The organism is Parendozoicomonas verongulae (assembly GCF_009711465.1).
In the GTDB taxonomy this organism is placed as follows: Bacteria; Pseudomonadota; Gammaproteobacteria; order Pseudomonadales; family Endozoicomonadaceae; genus Sansalvadorimonas; species Sansalvadorimonas verongulae.
The window spans coordinates 1,206-1,912 of sequence record NZ_SMME01000611.1 but is presented as its reverse complement, the minus strand read 5'-3'; the positions used below and the strand labels follow the sequence as shown (position 1 = coordinate 1,912).

Sequence of the window (707 nt, the reverse complement as noted above, 5' to 3'; positions counted from 1 at the left end):
CTTGTCATCACAGGGGATGTTCGGCTGCCCCCCCGCTGCCCGGGTACGCAACCGGAAAAAGATGTCCAGGGCTGCTTTCAGATTGTCCGCTCCCCCCATAACCTCGAAGTGTCTGCCCAGAGACAGCTCGATCTCTTTGTCATCACAGGGGGTGTTCGCTTGCCCACCGGCCGCCCGGACACGCAGCTGGGTAAAAATGTCCAGAGCCGTTTTCAGGTTGTCTCTACCCCCCATCATCTGGAGATGCCTGCCCAGAGCTAGCTCGATCTCTTTGTTATCACAGGGGATGTTAATCTGCCCTTTTGCTGCCCGGGTACGCAACCGGGTGAAGATGTCCAAGGCCACTTTCTGGTTGAGCATGCCTCCCATGGCCTGGAGATGCCTGCCCAGAGCCAGTTCAATATCCTTGTCATTACAAGGGGTGTCCGGCTGCCCCCCAGCCGCACGGCTGCGCAACCGGGTATAGATGTCCAGCGCCGCTCTCAGATTGTCCGCGCCCCCTATTATCTGGAGATGCCGAGCCAGGGTTAGCTCGATATCCTTATCATTACAAGGGGTGTTCTCCTGCCCGCCAGCTGCCCGGGTGCGCAGTCGGGTAAAGATCTCCAGGGCCATTTTCAGATTATCCATGCCCCCCATAAGCTGAAGATGTCTGCCCACTGTTATCTCGATATCCTTATCATCACAGGGGATGTTCGCTTGCCCCC

Annotated in this window: 1 protein-coding gene; it reads right to left on the bottom strand. The window is 57.4% G+C overall.

Annotation, left to right across the window (positions count from 1 at the left end):
- Positions 1–707: hypothetical protein (locus tag E1189_RS01870; protein WP_196221031.1), on the bottom strand; the 707-nt coding region annotated here is incomplete at both ends.